At 75.4% G+C, this 24066-nt stretch carries 4 protein-coding genes; all 4 read left to right on the forward strand.

Features of this window, described 5'->3' with window-relative positions; genetic code table 11:
- Positions 1-413 precede the first annotated feature (413 nt).
- Genes IHE55_RS28710 through IHE55_RS28725 form a run of 4 tightly spaced genes read left to right on the forward strand, consistent with a single transcriptional unit; the run spans position 414 to position 23940 of the window.
- Positions 414-5216: an AMP-binding protein gene (locus IHE55_RS28710; protein WP_197992341.1), complete on the forward strand. Its 4803-nt coding sequence runs from the start codon at positions 414-416 to the stop codon at positions 5214-5216.
- Entirely contained in the window at positions 5198-19432 is a 14235-nt protein-coding gene (locus IHE55_RS28715) for a non-ribosomal peptide synthetase (RefSeq protein ID WP_197992342.1), read from the forward strand. Before IHE55_RS28710 ends, IHE55_RS28715 begins: the two co-directional genes overlap by 19 nt.
- Positions 19433-23425, forward strand: coding sequence for a non-ribosomal peptide synthetase (locus tag IHE55_RS28720; RefSeq protein ID WP_197992343.1), 3993 nt, complete (start codon positions 19433-19435; stop codon positions 23423-23425). It begins immediately after the preceding gene.
- On the forward strand, positions 23422-23940 hold the full coding sequence (locus IHE55_RS28725; protein WP_197992344.1) for a DUF3995 domain-containing protein: 519 nt from the start codon (positions 23422-23424) through the stop codon (positions 23938-23940). The genes IHE55_RS28720 and IHE55_RS28725 overlap by 4 nt, the downstream gene beginning before the upstream one ends.
- Positions 23941-24066: the final 126 nt, after the last annotated feature.

Raw genomic sequence — 24066 nt, forward strand, 5'->3', positions numbered from 1 at the left:
ACCGTTCGGTGCTGACAACTCGCCGGACAGGAAGAAGCCATTCGGCCAGATGGCCGGGAATGAATGGGACAACGGCTGGCCACTTCCTGTCACGGGTGTCTCAGGGGTGACCGCCCGGGCGTTCCCGAGTCAATTCGGGCGAATGTGCATGTATATGGCAGCAGTTCTCCCTGTCTGTGGAAATGGCGTTATCGGGGCCGAGTCAGCAAGCTGCCACGTCGTCACTCCCGGTATCCGTCTGATGCCCCGGAATTCTGTTGCCGATGCCACACTTCGATGCGCGGACTTGCAGGAAGCTGCTGACGGCATCAATTTTTTTGGCCTTATGGCCGGGAGTTGTTGTTCCCTCAGGTCGTCCTGCCACCGCACGATGACGGAAGCGTGCCGCGCCATAGAAGCGAGTGTGAAGAGAAATGCCTGACCCGTCCGGTTCACGGCTGCCGTTGACGGCCGCTCAGTCCGGTATCTGGTTCGCGCAGCACCTGGACCCGTCCAACCTGATCTACACCCTGGGCGAGTACACCGAGATCCGCGGCCCGGTGGACGCCGATCTCTTCGAGGCCGCGCTGCGCCGCCTGGTACGGGAGGCCGAGTGCCTGCGGGTGCGGTTCACCCAGGAGGACGACCAGCTCTGGCAGGTGGTCCCCGACGACCTGGACTGGCACATGCCGCGGATCGACGTCAGCGCCGAACCGGACCCGTGGGCCGCGGCCGAGGCATGGATGACCGAGGAGATGAACCGCCCGCTGGACCTGGCCACCGGCCCGCTGTTCACCTTCGCCCTGATCACCGTGGCGCACGACCGCGTCCTGTGGTTCTACCGCTGCCACCACGCGGTCATCGACGGCTACGGCTCGGCGCTGCTGGTACGGCGCGCCGCCGAGCTGTACAGCGCCGCGGCGGCCGGCCGTCCGCTGCCCGACGGCAGCCCCTGGGGGTCGCTGCGCTCCCTGGTGGAGGAGGAGGCCGCCTACCGGGCCGGCCCCGACCACGCCCGCGACCGCGAGCACTGGCTCACCCGGCTCGCCGGCGCCCCCGAGCCGGTCGGCCTGGCCGGCCGCAGCCCGGGGATGCCGCGGTGGCTGCGCCGGCGCACCTGCCACATCGACCCGGCCGCCGCCGAGGCGCTGCGCGACCTGGCCCGCGAGGTGGGAGTGGCCTGGCCCGCCCTGGTGGTCGCCGGCACCGCCCTGTACCTGTCCCGGATGACCGGGGGCCGGGACGTCGTCCTGGGGCTGCCGGTCTCCGCCCGCACCACGGTGGCCTCGCGGAACGCCCCCGGCATGCTCTCCAACGTGGTGCCGCTGCGGATGGAGATCGACCCGGCGGCACCGCTGGAGCGGCTGCTGCGGGACGCCGCCCGGGAACTGCGCGGCGCCAGCCGCCACCAGCGGTACCGCTACGAGGACCTCCGCCGCGACCTCGGACTCCTCGGCGACAACGGCAAGCTGACCGGCCCCCAGGTCAACATCGTGATGTTCGACCACAACCTGACGTTCGGAGGCCACCCCGCCCGGCCGCACAACCTCACCATGGGGCCGGACGACGACCTGTCCCTGGTGATCGACAGCAGGGTCGCCGACGGCGGCATCCGGATCGACTTCCACGCCCACCCCGAGGCGTACGACGACGCCGCCCTCGCGTCCCACGTGGAGCGGTTCCGCCGCTTCCTGACCGCGCTGGCCGCCACCGCCCCGGGGCTGCCGGCCGCCCGGGCCGAGATCCTCGCCCCCGAGGAGCGCGACCGCGTCCTGCACGGCTGGAACGACACCGCCCGCCCGGTGCCCGGCACCACCCTCACCGCGCTCGTCGAGGACCGCGCCGCCCGGGTGCCGGACCACCCGGCCGTGGTCTTCGAGGGCACCCGGCTGAGCTACGCCGAGCTCAACGCCCGGGCCAACCGCCTGGCCCGGCTGCTGGTGGCGCACGGCGCCGGCCCCGAACGCCGGGTGGCCATCGCGGTACCCCGCTCCCCGGAGCTGGTCACCGCGCTGCTGGCAGTGCTCAAGACCGGCGCCGCCTACGTCCCGGTGGACCCCGGCTACCCCGCCGAGCGGATCGCGTACATCCTCGGCGAGTGCCGGCCGGCCCTGCTGCTGACCACGGCCGCCACCGAGGACCTGCCCGGCGCGGCGGACACCCCGCGGCTGGTGCTCGACGGCGAGGAGGCCACCGCGGCGCTCGCCGGCCGCTCCGCCGCGAACCTGACGGACCACGAGCGCACCGCGCCGCTGCTCCCGGACCACCCCGCCTACCTGATCTACACCTCCGGCTCCACCGGCCGCCCCAAGGGCGTGGTGGTACCGCACCGCGGCATCGTCAACCGGCTGCGCTGGATGCAGGACCGCTACCGGCTCACCGCCGACGACCGGGTGCTGCAGAAGACCCCGTCCGGGTTCGACGTCTCGGTGTGGGAGTTCTTCTGGCCGCTGCTGGAGGGCGCCACCCTCGTCCTGGCCCGGCCCGAGGGCCACAAGGACCCCGCGTACCTCGCCGGGCTCATCCGCAGCGAGGGCGTCACCACCGTCCACTTCGTCCCCTCCATGCTCCAGGTCTTCCTGCGGCAGGCCGCCGCGGACGCCGACGACCCCGCCGGCCCCACGGACGCCCCGGACCCCACCGGCACCACGGACCCCGCCGCCCCGGACCCCGCCGCCACCGCCGGCACGCCCGTCGCCGCGCACCGGCTGCGCCGGGTGCTGTGCAGCGGGGAGGCGCTCCCCGAGGAGCTCCAGCGCCAGTTCTTCCGGACCTTCAGCGGGGTGGAACTGCACAACCTGTACGGGCCCACCGAAGCGTCGGTGGACGTCACCTCCTGGGAATGCCGGCCGGACGCGCCGCCCGGCCCGGTACCGATCGGCCGGCCGGTGTGGAACACCCGCACCTACGTGCTGGACACCGCGCTGCGGCCGGTCGCCCCCGGGGTCCCCGGCGACCTGTACCTGGCCGGCGTGCAGCTGGCGCGCGGCTACGCCAACCGGCCGGAGCTGACCGCCGAACGCTTCACCGCCGACCCGTTCGGCCCGCCCGGTTCCCGGATGTACCGCACCGGCGACGTCGCCCGGTGGACCGCCGACGGCGCCCTGGACTACATCGGCCGCAGCGACGACCAGGTCAAGATCCGCGGCTTCCGGATCGAGCTGGGCGAGATCGAGGCCGTCGCCGCCCGGCACCCGGGCGCCGCCGCGGTGGCCGTCGTCGTCCGCGAGGACCGGCCCGGCGAGAAGCGGCTGGTGGGCTACGCGGTACCGGCGGCCGGCGCCGCGCTCTCCTCGTCCGGCCTGCGGGACTTCGTGGCGGACGCGGTGCCCGAGTACATGGTGCCGTCGGTCTTCGTGGTGCTGGACGAACTGCCGCTGACCGCCAACGGCAAGCTGGACCGGCGCGCCCTGCCCGCACCCGACTTCACCGCGCCGGCCACCGGACGCGGCCCCGGCTCGGCCCGCGAGGAGACCCTCTGCGCGATCTTCACCGAGGTCCTGGGGCTGGAGAAGGTCGGGGTGGACGACAGCTTCTTCGACCTCGGCGGCGACAGCATCCTCTCCATCCAGCTGGTCAGCCGCGCCCGCACCGCCGGGCTGGTGTTCACCCCCAAGGACGTCTTCGAACGCAAGACGGTCGCCGCGCTGGCGGCCCTCGCCCCGGACGAGCACGGCCCGGTCGCCGAGGACGCCGCGGCGGCCGTCGGCGAGGTCGTCCCCACCCCCGTCATGCGGTGGCTGGAGGAGCGCGGCGGGCCGGTGGGCCGGCTCAACCAGTCGGTGCTGCTGCGGGTGCCGCCCCAGCTGGGCGAGGACCACCTGGCCACCGCGGTCGCCACGGTGCTCGACCACCACGACGCACTGCGGCTGCGGCTGTCCGCCGACGGACCGGACGGGACCGGCTGGCGGCTCACGGTCCCGCCGCGCGGCACCCCCGGCGGCGCCGCCCCGGTGGAGCGGGTGGACGTGACCGGGGCCGATGACGCCACGCTGCGCGAGGTGATCGCCGCCCGGACCGAGGCCGCCTGGGACCGGCTCGACCCCACCGCCGGGGTGATGCTGCAGGTGGTCTGGTTCGACGCCGGGCCCGGCCGCGACGGCCGGCTGCTGATCGCCGCCCACCACCTGGCCGTGGACGGCGTCTCCTGGCGCATCCTCCTGCCCGACCTGGAGGCCGCCTGGGCGGCGGCCGCCAGGGGCAGGCCCGCCGCCCTGGAACCGGTCGGCACCTCCTTCCGCACCTGGGCCGGCCGGCTGGCCGCCGCCGCCACCGACCCCGGCCGGTCCCGCGAGGCGGGCCTGTGGACCACCATGCTCCAGGCGCCCGGCGGCGGGCTGGGCGTGCGCGGCCCGCGGCCCTCCCGCGACACGGCCGGCACGGCGCGGCGGCTGACCGTGACGGTGCCGGCCGCCACCACCGACGCCGTCCTCCACCACGTCCCCGCCGTCTTCCGGTGCGGCGTCGCGGAGGTGCTGCTGACCGGCCTGCTGCTGGCCGCCGGCGACTGGCGCCACCGCCGCGGCGTGGCCGCCCGCACCGGCGACGCGCTGCTGGTGGACGTGGAGGGGCACGGGCGCGAGGAGGGCCTGGCCGAGGGCCTGGACCTGTCCCGCACCGTGGGCTGGTTCACCAGCCTCTTCCCCGTCCGCCTCGACCCCGGCCGGCTGGACCGGTCCGACCTCCGGCGCGGCGGGCCGTCGGTCGGCGCCGCCCTGAAGGCGGTCAAGGAACGGCTGCGGTCGCTGCCCGACGGGGGCATCGGCCACGGGCTGCTGCGCTACGCCAACCCCGCCACCCGCGCCGCGCTCGCCGAGGCCCCCCGGCCCCAGGTCGCCTTCAACTACCTCGGCCGGTTCGCCGGCCCCGGGACCGGCTCCGGACCCGGCGGCCGGACCGGCTGGACACCGGCCGCCGAGGCCGGGGACCTGGGCGCCGGCTTCTTCGGCGGCAGCGACCCGGACCTGCCGCTCGCCCACGTTCTGGACATCAACGTCGCCGCCGTGGACCGGCCCGGCACCACCGAACTGGTCGCCACCTGGTCCTGGCCGGCCGCGCTCCTGACCGAGCAGGACGTCCGCGACCTCACCGACACCTGGCTGCGGGCGCTGGACGCGCTCGCCACCCACGCCGACGACCCGCAGGCCGGCGGCCACACCCCCTCGGACCTCTCACTGGTGTCCCTGACCCAGTCCCAGATCGACATGCTGCACAACGTATGGAGGGCAACGAAATGACGCAGGCCGGATTCGAGGACGTACTGCCGCTGACCCCCCTCCAGCAGGGCCTGTTCTTCCACGCCCTGTACGACCGCCAGGGCACCGACGTCTACACCGTCCAGCTCCGCCTGGACCTGCGGGGACCGCTGGACCCCGAGGCGCTGCGCACCGCGGCCGGCGCGCTGCTGCGCCGCCACGCCCCGCTGCGCGCCGCGTTCTGGCACGAGAAGCTCGACGAGCCCGTCCAGGTGATCCTCAAGGACGTGCCGCTGCCCTGGGCCGAGCACGACCTCACCGCCCTGGACCCGGAGAAGCGGGAGGCCGAGCTGGACCGGCTGATGGCCGAGGACCGGGCCCACCGCTTCGACCCCACCGAGCCGCCGCTGCTGCGCTTCACCCTCGTCCGGCTGGCCGAGGACCGCCACCGGCTCCTGCTCAGCCACCACCACCTGCTGCTCGACGGCTGGTCGCTGCCGGTCGTGGTGCGCGACCTGTTCGCCCTCCACGCCCACGGCGGGGACGCCTCCCGGCTCCCGGCGGTCACCCCCTACCGCGCGTACCTGAGCTGGCTGACCCGGCAGGACCGGGCCGCCGCCGGCGAGGCGTGGCGGCAGGCCCTGGCCGGCCTCGACGGCCCCACCCTCGTCGCCCCGGGCGCCCCCGGCCGGCCGGCCGCCCCGCGACGGGTCGGCACCGAGCTGACCGAGCGGCAGACCACCGCCCTGCGGGCCCTGGCCCGCGAGTACGACGTCACCTTGAACACCGTCGTCCAGGGCGCCTGGGCGCTGCTCGTCGGAGCGCTGACCGGCCGCCAGGACGTGGTCTTCGGCGCCACCGTCTCCGGCCGCCCGCCGGAGATCCCCGGCGTGGAGTCCATGGCGGGCCTGTTCATCAACACCCTCCCGGTCCGCGTGCCGCTGCGCCCCGCCGACTCCTTCGCCGACCTGCTGGAGCGCCTCCAGGGCGACCAGCTGGACCTCATGCCGCACCAGCACGCCGGGCTCGCCGACATCCGGCGCGCCGCCGGCGGCGGCGACCTCTTCGACACCCTCGCCGTGTTCGAGAGCTACCCGCTGTCGACCGGCGACGCCGCCGGACTGCTGCCGCCGGACAGCCCCCTGACGGTGACCGGCGCGTCCGTCCAGGACGCCACCCACTACCCGCTCTCCCTGATCGCCGTCCCGGGCGAGCGGCTCGCCCTCCACCTGGAGCACCGGCCGGACGTCTTCGACGACCACGGCGCCACCACCCTGCTGGACCGCCTCGCCGGCCTGCTGCGCACCCTCCCGGACGACCCCGAGCTGCCGCTGGCCCGCACCGCGACGCTGAGCCCGCGGGAGCGGCAACTGGTGCTCCGGGAGTGGAACGACACCGCGCACCCGCAGCCCGCCCTGGCCGGCTCGGTGCACGAGCACTTCGCCCGCCGGGCCGCGCTCACCCCGGACGCGGTCGCCGTCGTGCACGGCGACCGCACGCTCACCTACCGGGAACTGGACGAGCGGGCCAACCGGCTCGCCCACCACCTCATCGACGCCGGCGTGACCCCCGAGACCCCGGTGGCCGTCCTCCAGCAGCGCTCCGCCGACCTGCTGGTGTCGGTGCTGGCGGTCCTGAAGGCCGGCGGCGCGTACGTACCCCTGGACGAGCGGTTCCCCGACGACCGGCTGGCGTTCGTCCTCGCCGACACCGGCGCCCCGGTGCTGCTCACCGACCGCGCCTCGGCACCGCGCGCCGCCGCGCACCGGGCCCGTACCGTCGTCGTGGACGACGACGCGGCGTGGGCGGACCGCGCCCCCTCCGCCCCGCCGGTCCCCGGCCACCCCGAGCGGCTGGCGTACGTGATGTACACCTCCGGCTCCACCGGCACCCCCAAGGGCGTCGCCACCACCCACCGCGACGTGCTCGCCCTCGCCCTGGACCGCTCCTTCGACTCCGCCGCGCACGGCCGGGTGCTGGTCCACTCGCCCACCGCCTTCGACGCCTCCACCTACGAGATGTGGGTGCCGCTGCTCCGCGGCGGACGCGCCGTCGTCGCCCCGCCCGGCGAACTCGACCTCGACACCCTGGAGCGCGAGATCACCCGCGCCGGGGTGACCGCGCTGTGGCTCACCGCCGGCCTGTTCCGCCTCGTCGCCCAGGACCGCCCCGGCCTGCTGCGCACCGTCACCGAGGTGTGGACCGGCGGCGACGTGGTCCCGGCGGCCGCGGTGCGCCGGGTGCGCGAGCAGTGCCCGGGCATCACCGTCACCGACGGCTACGGGCCCACCGAGACCACCACCTTCGCCACCCGGCACGTCCTGGACGGCACCGCCCCGGTCCCCGAGCCGGTCCCCATCGGCGGCCCGCTGGACAACACGCGCGCCTACGTCCTGGACCACGCCCTGCGCCCGGTGCCGCCCGGCACCCCGGGCGAGCTGTACATCGCCGGAGAGGGCCTGGCCCGCGGCTACCTGGGCCGCCCCGCGCCGACCGCCGAGCGGTTCACCGCCGACCCCTTCGGCGCCCCGGGCACCCGCATGTACCGCACCGGCGACATCGTCCGCCACGACGCCTCCGGCGCACTGCACTTCGTCGGCCGCGCCGACACCCAGGTCAAGCTCCGCGGCTTCCGTATCGAACCGGGCGAGATCGAGACGGTCCTCACCGGCCACCCGGCGGTCGCCCAGGCCCTGGTCACCGTCCGCGAGGACCAGCCCGGCGTCAAGCGCCTGGCCGGCTACCTCGTCCCGGCCGGCCCCGGCACCGTGGACACCGCCGAGCTGACCGGGTACGCCGCGGCCCGTCTGCCCGCCTACATGGTGCCCGCCGCGCTGGTCGTCCTGGACCGGATCCCGCTGACCGCCAACGGCAAGGTGGACCTGCGGGCGCTGCCCGCCCCGGTCACGGCCGCCGGCACCGGCGGCCCGGCCCGGCCCCGGTCCCCGCAGGAGGAGATCCTCGCCGACCTCTTCGCCGAGGTGCTCGGACTGCCCGCGGTCGGGGTGGACGACAGCTTCTTCGACCTCGGCGGCGACTCGCTGCTCGCCACCCGTCTGGTCAGCCGCATCCGCTCCGCGTTCGCCGCCGAACTGCCCGTCCGCGCCCTCTTCGACGCACCCACCGTGGCCGGCATCGCGGCGCTGCTCGGCGGTGCCCGGACCGCCCGGCGCGGCGTCCGCCCGGTCGAGCGGCCGCGGGAGATCCCGCTGTCGTTCGCCCAGCGCCGGCTGTGGTTCCTCAACCAGCTGGAGGGCCCCAGCCCCAGCTACAACATCCCGCTGGTCATCCGGCTCGGCGGCGACCTGGACCGCGCCGCGCTGGAAGCCGCGCTCACCGACGTGGTCGCCCGCCACGAGTCGCTGCGCACGGTGTTCCCGGAGACCGAGGGCCGCCCCCGGCAGCAGATCCTGGACCCCGCCGCCATCCGCCTCCCGCTGCCGGTCACCGAGGTCGCCGCGGCCAAGCTGCCCGCCGCCCTGGAGGCGGCGGCCGCCCACTCCTTCGACCTGGCCGCCGAACTCCCGCTCGCCGCACAGCTGTTCGCCACCGGCCCGCGGGAACACACCCTGCTGCTGCTCATCCACCACATCGCCGCGGACGGCTGGTCGCTCGCCCCGCTCGCCCGCGACCTGAGCGAGGCGTACAACGCGCGCCGCGCCGGCCGGGCCCCCGACCGGTCCCCGCTGCCCGTCCAGTACGCCGACTTCACCCTCTGGCAGCACCAGGTGATGGGCGAGGAGGACGACCCCGACGGCGCCCTCGCCCGGCAGCTGGCCTACTGGACCGAGAAGCTGGCCGGCCTGCCCGACGAGTTGCCGCTGCCCACCGACCGGCCCCGGCCGACCACGGTCAGCTACCACGGCGAGATGCTGACCTTCCGGCTCGACGAACGGCTGCACGCCCGGCTGACCGCCCTGGCCCGGGAGAACCGCGCCACCCTGTTCATGGTGCTGCAGGCCGGACTCGCCGCCCTGTTCACCCGGCTCGGCGCCGGCACCGACATCCCGCTGGGCACCGGCATCGCCGGCCGCACCGACCAGGCGCTGGACGAGCTGGTGGGCTTCTTCGTCAACACCCTGGTGCTGCGCACCGACACCTCCGGCGCCCCAGGCTTCGCGGAACTGCTGGAGCGGGTCCGGGAGACCAACCTGGCCGCCTACGCCCACCAGGACCTGCCGTTCGAGCGGCTGGTGGAGGCGCTCAGCCCGGCCCGGTCCCTCGCCCGCCACCCGCTGTTCCAGACCAGCCTGACCGTCCACAACAGCCCCGACCCGGTGCTCGACCTGACCGGGCTGGACGTGACGCCGGAACCCGGCAGCCTCACCCGCGCCAAGTTCGACCTCGCCTTCGAACTCACCGAGGAGCACACCCCCGACGGGACGCCCGCGGGCATCCAGGGCCTCCTGGTGTTCTCCCGGGACCTGTTCGACCGGGAGACCGTCGAGCAGCTGGTGGCGTCCCTGACCCGGCTGCTGGACGCGGCCGCCGCCGACCCCGCCGAGAGCATCGAACGACTTCCGCTGCTCTCCGCCGAACGGCGCCGCGAGGTGCTCCAGGAGTGGAACACCCCCGTCACCGCCACGGCGGCCGGGGACGCGGAACTCCCCGCCCCCGCCACCGTCACCGCGCTGTTCGAGGCCCGGGTACGGCGCGCCCCCGACGACACCGCCCTCGTCTCCGACGCCGGCGAGCTGACCTACGGCGAACTCAACGCCCGCGCCAACCGGCTCGCCCACGCGCTCATCGCGCGCGGCCTGGGCCCGGAGCGGATCGTCGCCGTGGCGCTGCCCCGCTCGCCGGAGCTGGTGGTCGCCCAGCTCGCCGTGGTCAAGGCCGGTGCGGCCTACCTCCCGGTGGACCCCGCCTACCCGGCGGACCGGATCAGCTACATGCTCACCGACGCCGCCCCGGCCCTGCTGCTGACCACCACCGAGATCGCCGGCCGGCTCCCGGACCGGGTGACCACCCCCCGGCTGCTGCTGGACACCGACCCCGGCCACCTCTCCGGCCCGGACACCGACCCCGCGGACGAGGACCGCACCGCCCCGCTGACCCCCCACTCACCCGCGTACGTCATCTACACCTCCGGCTCCACCGGAAGACCCAAGGGCGTGGTGGTCACCCACGCCGGCGTGGCGAACCTCTCCGCCACCCAGACGCGGCACTTCGCGGTGGGCGAGGGCAGCCGGGTGCTGCAGTTCGCCTCACCCAGCTTCGACGCGGCCTTCTGGGAGCTGTGCATGGGCCTGCTCTCCGGCGCCGCCCTGGTGCTCGGCACCCCCGAGACCCTGCTGCCCGGGGCACCGCTGCGGGACCTCCTCCACCGCCACCGGATCACGCACGCCACGCTGCCGCCGGCCGGACTCGCGGTGATGCCGGCCGACGGCCTGCCGCCGGGGATGACGCTCGTGGTCGCCGGCGAGGCGTCCCGGCCGGACCTGGTGGCCCGCTGGTCCACCGGCCGGCGCATGATCAACGCCTACGGCCCGACCGAGGCCACCGTGTGCGCCACCATGAGCGACCCGCTGACCGGCGAGACCGTCCCGCCGATCGGCCGCCCGGTCCTGGGCACCCGCGTCCACGTCCTGGACGGCAACCTGGACCCGGTGCCACCGGGCGTCCCCGGCGAGCTGTACATCGCCGGGACCGGGCTGGCCCGCGGCTACCTGGGCCGCCCGGACCTCACCGCGGAGCGGTTCGTGGCCGACCCGTTCGGCGCGCCGGGGGAGCGGATGTACCGCAGCGGCGACCTCGCCCGCTGGACCCACGCCGGGGAACTGGTCTTCCTCGGCCGCGCCGACGACCAGGTGAAGGTCCGCGGCTTCCGGATCGAACCCGGTGAGATCGAGGCGGTCCTGCTGCGCCGCCCCGAGGTCGCCCAGGCCGTCGTCACCGTCCGCGAGGACCAGCCCGGCGACCGCCGGCTGGTGGCCTACGTGGTGCCCGAGGGCACCGGCTGCGACACCGCCGCGCTCACCGACCACGTCGCCGGCGCGGTCCCCGAGTACATGGTGCCGTCCGCCGTCGTGACCCTGGACGCCCTCCCGCTCACCCCCAACGGCAAGGTGGACCGCGCCGCGCTGCCCCGCCCCGAGGCCGGACGGGCACCGGCCGCCGACCGCCCCCGCACCCCCACCGAGCAGACCCTGGCCGAACTCTTCGCCGACGTGCTCGGAGTGCCCGAGGTGGGCCGCGAGGACAGCTTCTTCGACCTGGGCGGCCACTCGCTGCTGGCCACCCGGCTGGTCAGCCGCATCCGCCGCGCCTTCGACACCGAACTGGTCGTCCAGACCTTCTTCGACAACCCCACGGTCGCCGGCCTGGCCCAGGTGCTCGGCGACGGCGAGGAGGCCCGCCGCGCCGTCACCCCGATGCCCCGCCCCCGGCGCATCCCGCTGTCCTACGCCCAGCGGCGGCTGTGGTTCCTCAACACCTTCGAGGGGCCGAGCGCCACCTACAACATGCCCATCGCGCTGCGGCTCACCGGCGAGGTCGACGTTCCGGCGCTGCGCGCCGCGCTCGCCGACGTGCTCGGCCGGCACGAGAGCCTGCGCACCGTCTTCCCGCGCACCGACTCCGAACCCCACCAGCACATCCTGGCGCCGGACCCCGCCTGGGCCTCGGCCGACCACGGGCTGCTGACCGTCACCGACAGCACCGAGGACCGCCTCACCGCCGACCTGGAGGCCGCCGCCGGCCGGGGCTTCGACCTCGCCGCCGACCTGCCGCTGCGCGCGGAACTGTTCCGGATCTCCCCGACCGACAGCGCACTGCTGCTGGTGATGCACCACATCGCGGGGGACGGGTGGTCGTTGGCGCCGTTGGCGCGGGATCTGGGGGTGGCGTACGCGGCGCGGTGTGCGGGTGGGGCTCCTGCGTGGGGGGCGTTGCCGGTGCAGTACGCGGATTACACGTTGTGGCAGCAGGAGGTGATGGGTTCGGAGGAGGATCCGTCGTCGGTGGTGTCGCGGCAGTTGGCGTACTGGACGGGGGCGTTGGTGGGGTTGCCGGAGCAGTTGGAGCTGCCGGTGGACCGTCCGCGTCCGGCGGTGGCGGACTACCGGGGTGATCTGGCGTCGTTCCGGATCGATGCGGGGCTGCACGGGCGTGTGGTGGCGTTGTCGCGGGAGTCGGGCGCGAGTGTGTTCATGGTGCTGCAGGCGGGGCTTGCGGCGTTGTTCACGCGGTTGGGTGCGGGGACGGACATTCCGCTGGGCACCGCGATCGCGGGGCGGACGGACGAGGCGCTGGACGATCTGGTCGGGTTCTTCGTGAACACGCTGGTGCTGCGGACCGACACCTCCGGTGATCCGTCGTTCCGGGAGCTGCTGGGCCGGGTGCGGGAGGCGGACCTTGCGGCGTACGCGCATCAGGAGCTGCCGTTCGAGCGGCTGGTGGAGGCGCTCAACCCGGCCCGGTCCATGGCCCGCCACCCGCTGTTCCAGGTCATGCTCTCCTTCCAGAACACCACCACCCCGGAACTGGACCTCCCCGGCCTCACCGCCCACCCGATGGTCACCAGCCCCGGCGCCGCCAAGTTCGACCTCTCCTTCAACCTCCGGGAGGTCCACGACGGCGACGCCCCCGGCGGCATCGAAGGGGTCCTCCAGTACAGCAGCGCGCTGTTCGACGAGGAGACCGTCCAGCGGATGGCCGGACGCCTGGTGCGGCTGCTGGAGGCGGTCACCGCCGACCCCGGCCGCCGGATCGGCGACATCGACCTGCTCGACGACGCCGAGCGCACCCGCGTCCTGCGGGAGTGGAACGACACCGCGTTCGACGCCCCCGGCGAGCTCGTGCACCGCCTCGTCGAGGAGCAGTGCCGGCGCACCCCCGACGCACCCGCCGTCGCCGGCGACGGCACCACCTGGACCTACGCGGAACTCAACACCCGCGCCAACCGCCTGGCCCACGAACTCACCGCCCGCGGCACCGGCCCCGGGCAGCTGGTCGCGGTCGCCCTGCCACGGACCCCGGAGCTGATCGCCGCCCTGCTCGCGGTGCTCAAGAGCGGCGCCGGCTACGTCCCGGTGGACCCCGGCTACCCGGCCGAGCGCATCGGCCACATCCTGGACGACGCCCGACCCGCCCTGCTCGTCACCGACACCGCGACCGGCGCAGCGCTGCCCGGCCCCGACGGACCCGCGCGCATGCTGCTGGACGGCGCGGCCGACCGCGCGGCGGTGGCCGCCCGTCCCGGACACGACCCCGCGGACGAGGACCGCACCGCCCCGCTGTCGCCGTCCCACCCGGCGTACGTCATCTACACCTCCGGCTCCACCGGCCGCCCCAAGGGCGTGGTCGTCGAGCACCGCTCGGTGCAGGACTACCTCGGCTGGACCCGGCAGGCGTACGCCGCCGCCGGCGGCACCGCGCTGCTGCACTCCTCGGTCTCCTTCGACCTGACCGTGACCGCCCTGTACACCCCGCTGGTGACCGGCGGCTGCGTCCACCTGGCCGAGCTGACCGACGGCCGGCCCGGGGCGCAGGAGCGGGTGCGCACCCGGCCCACCACCTTCCTCAAGGCCACCCCCAGCCACCTGCCGCTGCTCGCCGCCCTGCCCGACGGCTTCTCACCCTCCGGTGAACTGCTGCTCGGCGGCGAGGCACTGCGCAGCGAGGCGCTCGACGCGTTCCGCCGCCGCCACCCGGACACCACGGTGTTCAACGTCTACGGACCCACCGAGGCGACCGTCAACTGCACCGAGTACCGCATCCCGCCCGGCGCCCCGCTGCCCGCCGGACCGGTGCCCATCGGCCGGCCGCAGGGCAACGCCCGCGCCTATGTGCTCGACGCCCGGCTGCGCCCGGTGCCGCCGGGCGTGCGCGGCGAGCTGTACATCGCCGGGGCCGGGCTGGCCCGCGGCTACCTGGGCCGCCCGGACCTCACCGCGGAGCGGTTCGTGGCCGACCCGTTCGGCGGCCCGGGGGAGCGGATGTACCGCACCGGCGACCTCGCCCGCTGGACCACCGACGGCAACCTGGTCCACGCCGGCCGCACCGACGACCAGGTGAAGGTCCGCGGCTTCCGGATCGAACTCGGCGAGATCGAGACCGTGCTCGCCGGCCACCCCGCCGTGGACCAGGTCACCGCCCAGGTCCGCGAGGACCGGCCCGGCGACGCGCGGCTGGTCGCCTACGCGGTGCCGCGCGCCGGCCACCGCGCCGACCCCGCCGAACTGCGCGACCGGGTCGCCCGGGCACTGCCCGAGTACATGGTGCCCGCCACGGTCGTGATCCTCGACGCGCTGCCGCTCACCCCCAACGGCAAGCTGGACCGCGCCGCGCTGCCGGCCCCCGACTTCGCCGCCGCCACCACCGGCCGGGCCCCGCGCACCCCGCGCGAGGAGATCCTGTGCGGCCTGTTCGCCGAGGTCCTGGACCTGCCGCGGGTGGGCCCGGAGGACAACTTCTTCGACCTGGGCGGCCACTCGCTGCTGGCCACCCGGCTGGTCAGCCGGATCAGGACGGTCCTCGACGTGGAGCTGCCCATCCGCAGCCTCTTCGAGCGGCCCTCCCCGGCCCGGCTCGCCGAGGCGCTGGACGGCGCCTCGGCGGCCCGCGAGCCGGTACGCGCCGCGGTGCGGCCGGAGCACATCCCGCTCTCCCACGGCCAGCGGCGGCTGTGGTTCCTCAACCGCTTCGACGGGCCGAGTGCCACGTACAACATGCCGATCGCGCTGCGGCTCACCGGCGAGCTGGACGTTGCGGCACTGCACGCCGCGCTGCTGGACGTGGTCGCCCGCCACGAGACGCTGCGCACGGTGCTGCCCGAGACCGACGGCCGGCCCCGCCAGCTGATCCTGGACCCGGCCGCGGTGGACCTGCCGCTGCCCGTCACCGAGGTGCGCGCCGACGAACTGCCGGTCGCGCTGGAGGCCGGCGCCGGGCACGCCTTCGACGTCACCCGCGACCTGCCGCTGCGCGCGGAGCTGTTCCGGCTGTCGGCGTCGGAGAGCGTGCTGCTGCTGGTGGTGCACCACATCGCGGGGGACGGGTGGTCGTTGGCGCCGTTGGCGCGGGATCTGGGGGTGGCGTACGCGGCGCGGTGTGCGGGTGGGGCTCCTGCGTGGGGGCCGTTGCCGGTGCAGTACGCGGATTACACGTTGTGGCAGCAGGAGGTGATGGGTTCGGAGGAGGATCCGTCGTCGGTGGTGTCGCGGCAGTTGGCGTACTGGACGGGGGCGTTGGCGGGGTTGCCGGAGCAGTTGGAGCTGCCGGTGGACCGTCCGCGTCCGGCGGTGGCGGATTACCGGGGTGATCTGGCGTCGTTCCGGATCGATGCGGGGCTGCACGGGCGTGTGGTGGCGTTGTCGCGGGAGTCGGGCGCGAGTGTGTTCATGGTGCTGCAGGCGGGGCTTGCGGCGTTGTTCACGCGGTTGGGTGCGGGGACGGACATTCCGCTGGGCACCGCGATCGCGGGGCGGACGGACGAGGCGCTGGACGATCTGGTCGGGTTCTTCGTAAACACGCTGGTGCTGCGGACCGACACCTCCGGTGATCCGTCGTTCCGGGAGTTGCTGGGCCGGGTGCGGGAGGCGGACCTTGCGGCGTACGCGCATCAGGAGCTGCCGTTCGAGCGGCTGGTGGAGGCGCTGAACCCGGCCCGGTCCATGGCCCGCCACCCGCTGTTCCAGGTCATGCTCTCCTTCCAGAACAACGCGGCCGCCGAACTGACCCTGCCGGGCCTGACCGTCACCGTCGAGGAGTCGGTCCTGGAGGCGGCCAAGTTCGACCTGCTGTTCAGCCTCCGCGAACGGCACACCGAGGGCGGCACACCCGACGGCATCGACGTCGCGGTCCAGTACCGCCGGGACCTGTTCGACCCCGGCACCGTCGCCACCCTGGTGGAACGGCTCACCCGGCTGCTCACCGCGGTGACCGACGACCCCGCGCTGCCCATCGGCCGGGTGGAGCTGCTGGCGCCCGCCGAGGCCCGGCGCATCCTCCACGAGTGGAACGACACCGCCCGCGCCACCGACCTGACCGGCTCGGTGCACGCCCGGATCACCGCCCGTGCGGCCCGCACCCCGGACGCGGTCGCGGTCGTCCACGACGGCACCGAGCTGACCTACCGGGAACTGGACCGCCGGGCCAACCGGCTGGCGCACCGGCTGATCGAACTCGGCGCCGGCCACCACGCGCCGGTCGCGGTGCTCCGCGACCGGTCCGCGGACCTGGTGGTCACCCTGCTCGCGGTGCTCAAGACCGGCGCGCCCTACATCCCCCTGGACGGGCGCTACCCCGACGAGCGGCTGCGGTTCATCACCGCCGACACCGGGGCCCGGATCGTGGTGGTGGACCCCGCCCACGCCGACCGCGACTTCGGCCCGGCGCGGCCGGTCGTCGCTCCCGAGCGCGACGCCGACCGGTACCCCGACAGCGACCCGGCCGTCCCCTGCCACGGCGACCGGCTCGCCTACGTGGTGTACACCTCCGGCTCCACCGGCGCCCCCAAGGGCGTGGGCACCCCGCACCGCGCGGTGCTCGCCCTCGCCGGCGACGAGGCCTTCCGCGCGGCGGCGCACCGGCGGGTGCTGGTCCACTCGCCCACCGCCTTCGACGCCTCCACCTACGAGATGTGGACCCCGCTGCTCGGCGGGGGCTGCGCGGTGGTGGCCCCGCCGGGCGAACCGGACCTGGCGGCCCTGGAGGAGACCGTCACCCGCCACCGGGTGACCGCCGCGTTCCTCACCTCCGGCCTGTTCCGCCTGGTGGCACAGGAGCGGCCGGCGCTGCTCGCGCCGCTGGCCGAGGTGTGGACCGGCGGCGACGCCGTCCCGGCCGCCGCGGTCCGCCGCGTGCTGGAGCACTGCCCCGGCACCACCGTGACCGACGTCTACGGCCCCACCGAGACCACCACCTTCGCCACCCGGCACGTGGTGGACCGCACCGCGCCGGTGCCCGACCCGGTGCCCATCGGCACCCCGCTGGACAACACCCGCGCCTACGTGCTGGACGACACCCTGCGCCCGGTGCCGCCGGGCGTGCCCGGCGAGCTGTACCTCGCCGGTGAGGGGCTGGCCCGTGGCTACCTGGGCCGCCCGGGACTCACCGCGGAACGGTTCGTCGCCGACCCCTTCGGCGGCGACGGCGGCCGGATGTACCGCACCGGCGACATCGTCCGCCGGACCGCCGGCGGCGACCTGGTGTTCGTCGGCCGGGCCGACGGCCAGGTCAAGCTCCGCGGCTTCCGGATCGAACCGGGCGAGGTGGAGGCGGCCCTCGCCCGGCACCCCGCCGTCGGCCAGGCCCTGGCCGTCGTGAGGGAGGACCAGCCCGGCACCAAGCGCCTGGTCGCCTACCTCGTGCCGGCCGCCGGCGCCGGACCGGTGGACACCGCCGAGGTGGCCGCGCACCTGGCCGCCGTGGTGCCCGAGTACATGGTGCCCTCCGCCCTGGTCCCCCTGGAGACGGTGCCGCTGACCGCCAACGGCAAGGTGGACCTCAAGGCCCTGCCGGCGCCCGAGCCCACCGCCGGAACCGGCGCCGGCCGCGCGCCCCGGACCGAGCGGGAGGAGATCCTGCTCCGGGTGTTCGCCGACGTCCTGGGCGTTCCGGGCATCGGCGTCGACGACAGCTTCTTCGACCACGGCGGTGACAGCATCGTCTCCATCCAGCTGGTGAGCCGGGCCCGCGAGGCGGGCCTGCGGATCACCCCCCGGGAGGTGTTCGAACACAAGACGGTCGCCGCGCTGGCCGCGGTGGCCGGGGAGGTCGCCGACACCGTCGCCGAGGACCCGGACGCGGGCACCGGCCCGGTGCCGCCCACCCCGATCATGCGCTGGCTGCGGGAGCGCGGCGGCCCGGTGGACCGGTTCCACCAGACCACCCTGCTCACCGTCCCCGCCGCACTCGGCCACCGGCGGCTGACCGCCGCCGTCCAGACCCTGCTGGACCACCACGACGCGCTGCGGGCCCGGCTGGTGCCCGGCGGCGACGCCGACCGGTACCTGGACATCGCCCCGCGCGGCAGCGTGGACGCGGCACCGGCGGTCCACCGCGTGGAGACCGGCGGGCTGACCGGCGAGGAGCTGCGGGCGGCCATCGCGGCCGGCGCCGAGGAGGCGTGGAGCCGGCTGGACCCGGCCGCCGGCGTGATGCTCCAGGCGGTCTGGTTCGACGCCGGCCCCGACCGGCCCGGCAGGCTGCTGCTCGCCGTCCACCACCTGGTCGTCGACGGCGTGTCCTGGCGCGTGCTGCTGCCGGACCTCACCGCCGCCTGGACCGCCCTGGAGTCGGCCGACCGGCCCGTGCGCCTCGCCCAGGTGCGGACCTCCTTCCGCACCTGGGCCGGCCACCTGCACACCCTCGCCCAGGACCCGGTGCGCGCCGGGGAACTCCCGCTGTGGACCGGGATGCTGCGGGACGCCGCCGAACCGCTCGGCGCGCGCGTCCCGGACCCGGAGCGGGACGTGGCGGCCACCGCCCGCCGCCTGACGGTGGAACTGCCCGAGGACCTCTCGGCCGCCGTCACCGGGCACGTCCCGGCGGTCTTCCGGGCCGGCCCCGGCGACGTGCTGCTCACCGCCCTGGCCGTCGCGGTCGCCGACCGCTTCGGCCGGCCGGGGGGCCCGGTCACCGTGGACATGGAGGGGCACGGCCGCGAGGACGTGCTGCCCGGCGCCGACCTCGCCCGCACCGTCGGCTGGTTCACCAGCATGTTCCCGGTCCGGATCGACCTGGCCGGGGTGGACCCGGACGAGGTGTGGGCCGCCGGCCCCGCCGCGGGCCGGCTGCTGAAGCGGGTCAAGGAGCAACTGCGCGACCTGCCCGACAGCGGCCTGGGCTTCGGCCTGCTGCGCCACCTCAACCCGCGCACCGGCCCGGCGCTGGCCGCCCTCCCCAGCCCCCGGATCGGCTTCAACTACCTGGGCCGGTTCGCGGCCGGCGGGACCGGCGGGACCGGCGGGACCGGCGGGTGGACCCCGGCCCCGGAGAGCGACCTGCTGGCCGGCGGCACGGACGCCGAGGCGCCCCTGGCGCACGCCCTGGAACTGGGCGTGCTCACCCGGGACGACGACCGCGGCCCGCGGGTGGTGGCCACCTGGACCTGGCCCGGCGCGCTCTTCACCCCGGAGGAGATCGAGGACCTCTCCGCCACCTGGGTGCGCGCCCTGCGGGCGCTGGCCGCGCACGCCGAGGGCACCGACGACGGCGGGCTCACCCCGTCGGACCTGTCGCTGGTCTCGCTGACGCAGTCCGAGATCGACGAGTTCGAAGACGAGCTGGAGAACGAGGGAGGTGCCTGGTAGATGGTCAAGTCCCGTATCGAGGACGTCCTGCCGCTGTCGCCGCTGCAGGAGGGGCTGTACTTCCACGCGCAGTACGACCGGGGCGAACACGACGTGTACACCGTCCAGTTCGCCTTCCACCTGGAAGGCGAACTGGACGCCGAGCGGCTGCGCACCGCGGTGGACGCCCTGCTCCGGCGCCACCCCAACCTCCGGGCCGGCTTCCGGCAGCGGAAGACCGGCGAGCCGGTGCAGATCGTCCGGCGCGGACTGCCGGTGCCCTGGTACCGGTTCGACCTGTCCGGGCTCGACCCCGCCGAGCGGGAGGCCGAACTGGCCCGGCTGACCGACGAGGACCGCACCCGCCGGTTCGACCTGTCCGCCCCGCCGCTGCTGCGGTTCACCCTGGTGAGCCTGGACGCGACGACCCACCGGCTGCTGCTGTGCGGTCACCACATCCTGCTCGACGGCTGGTCCGTCCCGGTCCTGCTCCGCGAACTGCTCGCCCTCCACCGGTCCGGCGGGGACGCCTCCGCACTGCCCCGGGCCACCCCGTACAAGGACTACCTGGCGTGGCTGGGCCGACAGGACCGCGCCGCCGCCGAACGGGCGTGGACCGAGGCGCTCGCCGGCCTCCAGGAACCCACCCTGGTCGCCGGCACCGCACCCGGCCGGGCCCCGGCCACCCCCGAACGCCTCGACACCGACCTGTCCGAGGAGTTCACCCGCGCCCTGCAGGACCGGGCGCGGGCCCGGGGCGTCACCCTCAACACGGTGGTCCAGTGCGTCTGGGGACTGCTGCTGAGCCGCCTGACCGGTCGGGACGACGTGGTCTTCGGCGCCACCGTCTCCGGCCGCCCCCCGGAGCTGCCGGGCGTGGAGTCCATGGTCGGCCTCTTCATCAACACCCTGCCGGTACGCGTCCGGCTGGACCCGGCCGAGACCGTGGACGCCCTGCTGGGCCGCGTACAGGCCGAGCAGACCGCCCTGATCCCCGCCCACCACGTCGGCCTGTCCACCATCCAGCGCGCGGCCGGCCTCGGCGAGCTGTTCGACACCCTCACCGTCTTCGAGAACTACCCGCTGGACCAGGCCGGCCTGGCCCGGCCGGTGGGGGAGTTCCGGCTCACCGGCGCCGACAGCAGGGACGCCACCCACTACCCGCTGTCGCTGGTGGCGATGCCCGGTCCGCGGCTGCACCTGCGGCTGGAGTACCGCCCGGACCTGTTCGACCGGGACACCGCGGAACGGCTGCTGGACCGGGTCCGGGTCCTGCTGCGCGCGGTGGTCCGGGAGCCCGCCCTGCCGGTGGGGCGCCTGGAGGTCCGCACCGCGCCGGAGCGGTACGCCGCCCTCCGGCTGGGTCACGGGCCCGTCGCCGGCACCCCGGCCGCCACCTTCCCCGAACTCTTCGCCGCACAGGTGCGCCGGACCCCCGACGCCACCGCGCTGGTCTGCGGGGACGTCCGGCTCGGCTACGCGGAGCTGGACCGCCGCGCCAACCGCCTGGCCCACCACCTGACCGCGCTGGGCGTGGCGGCCGAGCGGATCGTGGCCCTGGCCATGCGGCGCACCGAGGACCTGGTGGTGGCCATCCTCGCGGTGCTCAAGGCCGGCGGCGCCTACCTGCCGGTGGACCTGGACCACCCGGCCGACCGGATCGCGTACCTGCTGGAGGACGCCCGGCCGGTCCTGGTGCTCACCGACAGCGCCACCACCGGGCTGCTCCCGGCGGCGGAGGAGACCGGCCCGGCCCGGCTGGTGCTCGACGAGCCGGCCACCGCCGCGGCGGTGGCCGCCCGCCCGGACACCGACCCGCGCCCGTCGCTGACCGCGGAGAACGCCGCGTACGTCATCTACACCTCCGGATCGACCGGCCGGCCCAAGGGCGTGGTGATCCAGCACCGCAGCCTGGCCAACCTGGTCCACGACCACCTGGAGGAGCTGCTGGCCCCCGCGGCCCGGGCCGCCGGCACCGACCGGCTGGCCGTCGGACTGACCGCCTCGCTGTCCTTCGACACCTCCTGGGACGAACTGCTGTGCCTGGCCGGCGGCCACGAACTCCACCTGGTCGACGACGACACCCGCCGCGACCCCGAGGCGCTGGTGGCCTACGTCGCCGAGCACCGGGTGCAGCTGCTGGACGTCACCCCCACCTACGCCCAGCAGCTGCTGGCCGCCGGGCTGCTGGCCCCGGACGGCCCGCGGCCCCCGGTCCTCATGATCGGCGGCGAGGCGGCCGGCGAGGCGCTGTGGCACGACATCCGCGCCGCCGCCGGCACCACCGGCCACAACTACTACGGCCCCACCGAGTGCACCGTGGACACCCTGGTGTGCCGGCTGGACGACAGCGACCGGCCGCTGGTCGGCCGGCCCATCTCCAACACCCGCGCCTACGTCCTGGACCCGGCGCTGCGGCCGGTGCTCGACGGGGTGGCCGGGGAGCTGTACCTGGCGGGCGAACAGCTGGCCCGCGGCTACCTGGACCGCCCCGGGCTCACCGCCGAGCGCTTCGTGGCGGACCCCTTCGGCCCGCCCGGCACCCGGATGTACCGCACCGGCGACGTGATGCGCTGGACCGCCGACGGCCGGCTGGAGTTCATCGGCCGCAGCGACGACCAGGTCAAGATCCGGGGCTTCCGGATCGAATTGGGCGAGATCGAGACGGCCCTGCTCGGCCACCCGGCGGTGGCCCAGGCCGCGGTGATCGTCCCGGAGGACCGGCCCGGCACCAAGCGCCTGGTGGCGTACGTGGCCCCCAAGCCCGGAGCAGGCTCCGGGGAGGACGACCCGCAGGCGCTGCGCCGGTTCCTCGCCGACCGCCTGCCCGACTACATGGTCCCGGCCGCCGTGGTCGTCGTGGACGCGTTGCCGATGAACGTCAGCGGCAAACTCGACCGTGCCGCCCTGCCCGCCCCGGACTTCGCCGCCGTCTCCTCCGGACGGCCGCCGCGCACCCCGCGCGAGGAGATCCTGTGCGAACTCTTCGCCGAGGTGCTGGACCTGCCGGCGGTCGGCACCGACGACAACTTCTTCGCCCTGGGCGGCCATTCGCTGCTCGCCACCCGGCTGGCGAGCCGCGTTCGCACCGTCTTCGGCACCCCGGTGGCCGTCCGGACGCTCTTCGAGGCGCCCACCGTCGCCGGCCTCGCCGAGCGGCTGGACACCGGTGCCACCGGGGGCGCCTTCGACCCCCTGCTCACCCTGCGCGGCCACGGCAGCCGCCCGCCGCTGTTCTGCGTCCACCCCGCCGGTGGCCTGAGCTGGCCGTACGCCGGTCTGCTGCGGCACCTGGGGCCGGAGTACCCGGTCTACGGACTGCAGGCCCGCGGCCTGGACCGGCCGGAGGAGCCGCCGGGCAGCGTGGCGGAGATGGCCGCCGACTACATCGCCCGGCTGCGCACCGTCCAGCCCATCGGCCCCTACCACCTGGTCGGCTGGTCGCTGGGCGGGTCGGTGGCCCACGCCATGGCCACCGAACTGCAACGCCAGGGCGAGGAGGTGGCGCTGCTGGCCCTGCTCGACTGCTACCCCGAGCCGGCGCCGGCCGCACACGCCCCGGCGGACGAGGACCGCGCCCGGCGGGAGGAGCGGGAGGAGCAGCAGGTCCTCGGCGCCCTGCTGGACCTGGCGGGGTGCGACCGGTCCGGACTCGGCGACGGCCCGCTGGACATCGCCCGGGTGGCCGCCCGCGTCCGGAGCACCGGCGGCATCCTGGCCGGCCTGGAGGAGGAGCGGCTGGCCGCGCTGTGCCGGGTGGCCCTGCACAACGAGCGGATCTCCCGCACCTTCGTGCCCGCCACCTTCCGCGGCGACGTGCTGTTCTTCCGCGCCACGGTGCGCACCGAGGACGGCGCCGCGGCCACCGCGTCCCCCGACGCCTGGTCACCCCACCTGACCGGCAGCATGGTCGTCCACGACATCCCGTGCCGGCACGACGACATGATGCGGCCGGAGCCGATCGCGCGGATCGGGCGGGTCCTGGGGGAGACACTCAAGGAGCTCAAGGCATGACACGGCGGCTGACGCGGCGGTGGCCCGACACCTGGGCGGGCCACGCCGCCTGCGGGTGGGCGGTGCTCTTCGGCCTGGCGCACATCTACGCGGGCTTCGGCGGGGCGCGGGTGATCATCGAGCACAGCGTCGGCAAGGAGCGGGCCTCCGGCGACTCCTTCGTGATGGTCGGCCTGTTCGGCACCGGGGCGCTGTGCCTGGCCGCCGCCGCGCTGGCGCTGGCCCTGACCCGGCCGTGGGGCCGCGTCCTTCCGCGGTGGATGCCGATCGTCGCGGGGTGGACCGCCGCCGCGGTGCTGATCATCCACTCGCTGGGCGCCTTCGTCATCCTCACCCTCGCGGGGGCGGACGTCATCGAGCTGCGTACCGAGGCGGTGCGGACCTTCGGCTTCACCGAGACGGTGCTGTGGAACGTCTTCGTCTTCGAGCCGCCGTTCCTGCTGGGCGGCACCCTGTTCGCCCTGGCGACCCGGGCCTTCACGAAGCGGTCCGCCGCCTCCCCGGCCCCCGGCTGATCCTGCCGCCTCCCGGCCACCCCCCGCGGAACCGGCCCCCGGGGCCCGGACCACTCCCCTGAAGCACCGCGCCGCGGCGGCCCCGGAGGTGGTCCGGGGCCGGCCGGCGGCACGCACGGCGGGGCC

Origin of the sequence: Streptomyces pactum, from assembly GCF_016031615.1 — a bacterium.
Taxonomy (GTDB): domain Bacteria; phylum Actinomycetota; class Actinomycetes; order Streptomycetales; family Streptomycetaceae; genus Streptomyces; species Streptomyces pactus.